The sequence below is a fragment of the Caballeronia sp. genome (assembly GCF_049581465.1).
Lineage (GTDB): Bacteria > Pseudomonadota > Gammaproteobacteria > Burkholderiales > Burkholderiaceae > Caballeronia.
On record NZ_JBAUSA010000753.1, the window covers coordinates 1 to 1,733 of the forward strand.

The following is a 1,733-nucleotide window of genomic DNA, read 5'->3' on the forward strand; positions in this document are numbered from 1 at the left end:
GCGTGTGTTCGTGCTCGGCTCAGGCGCGAGCGCGTTTCTCGCGGGGCTCATGGAACACGGCCTGTTGCCGTATCACGACAACGTCCAGTCGCTTGCGATGGTCGGCGGACCCACCCATGCGGCGCGGCGGCTGTTCAGCGCAGGCAAGGGCGATCTCGTGATCGGCATCGCGTTTCCGCGTTATGTCGACGACACGGTCCAACTCGCCCGCCAGGCGGCAAGCCTCGGTGCGCGCGTGCTCGCACTGACCGACAACGTCAATTCGCCGCTTGGGCAGTTCGCGGACCTGACGCTGTGCATCCGCTCCGAACGGCGGCTCGCGGCGACCTCCGAAGCTGCGGTGTTGGCCGTGATCGAAGCGCTCTGCGATGCAGTCGCGTTCCGCGCGAAACGTTCGGCGCAGGCCGCCGCGGAAATGACTGAATTTGTATTGCCGTGGTTGACCGAGCCACAGTCGGCATGCGCCGCTTCCAACAATGCATCGGAGCGCCCGGCACGTAGTCCCCGCGTTCCCCGCACTCAAAACAAGCAGAAACGATGAATTCCACCGCAGTCATTGCCATTCATGGCGGCGCAGGCACGATCCTGCGCGCATCGATGGCGTCGGACGCCGAACAGCGTTACCACGCCGAATTGCACCACGTCCTCGCAGCCGGGCAGGGCGTGCTCGCCGCGGGCGGCAGCGCGCTCGACGCGGTAAGCGAAGCCGTACGCCTGCTCGAAGATTGCCCGCTCTTTAACGCGGGACACGGTGCCGTATTTACCGCCGAGGGCACGCATGAACTCGATGCATCGATCATGGACGGCCGCACGCTCGAAGCGGGTGCGATCAGTTGCGTGACGCGCGTGCGCAATCCCATCCTGGTCGCGCGCCGTGTGCTCGAAGCCAGCGAACACGTGATGTTCACCGGCGCGGGCGCGGAAGCGTTCGCCGCCGCACAGGGCTTCGAATTCGTCGATCCTGCGTACTTCCATACCGACGCCCGATATAAGCAATGGTTGCTTGCGCGCGGGCAGCAAGGTTCGATGCTCGATCACGACGGCGCGACGCTCGCGTCCCAGTCGTCGGCGCAACCAGACGATCCCACGCCGCACGAACCCATCGATCCGAATCGCAAGTTCGGCACTGTCGGCGCGGTCGCGCTCGACCAGCATGGGCACGTAGCCGCCGCGACTTCCACAGGCGGCCTGACGAACAAGCAAGCCGGGCGGGTGGGCGATGCACCGCTGATCGGTGCGGGCTGTTATGCCGACGACGCGACCTGCGCCGTGTCCACAACAGGCTCCGGCGAGATGTTCATGCGGATGGTCGCCGCTTACGATGTGGCTGCGCAAATGGCGTATCGCGGAGTGTCTCTTGAAGAAGCCGCCGCCGATGTCGTGATGAACCGCTTGCCAAGGATCAATGGCCGCGGTGGCCTGATCGCTGTCGATGCGCGCGGCAATGTTACGTTGCCGTTCAACACCGAAGGCATGTATCGCGGCTTCGCTCGAGTTGGCGAGGCACCGGTGACAGCCATTTACCGCTAACGCTCAAAGAGTCAACTGGTCGGCAGTGCGTGAATTTGCCGCATGCCGCATTCGAATCTAATAGGAGTCCATTATGACGCCTTCAACGCACACCGCGCCGCTTCGTACTGCGAATATTGAGACGTTGCCACCGCAAGAGGTTCTCTCCGTAGATAATCTGTCGATCGCTTTCCGCCAGGGCGACAAGGCCTTCAACGCCGTGC

2 protein-coding genes are annotated in these 1,733 nt (G+C 63.7%); both read left to right on the top strand.

Annotated features, from left to right (window positions below; all coding sequences use genetic code 11):
- Positions 1–541, top strand: a 541-nt coding sequence (locus WCA53_RS18645) for a MurR/RpiR family transcriptional regulator (protein WP_423913851.1), incomplete at its 5' end; no start/stop codon positions are given.
- On the top strand, positions 538–1,530 hold the full coding sequence (locus WCA53_RS18650; RefSeq protein ID WP_423913854.1) for an isoaspartyl peptidase/L-asparaginase family protein: 993 nt from the start codon (positions 538–540) through the stop codon (positions 1,528–1,530). The genes WCA53_RS18645 and WCA53_RS18650, both read left to right, overlap by 4 nt.
- Positions 1,531–1,733 lie beyond the last annotated feature (203 nt).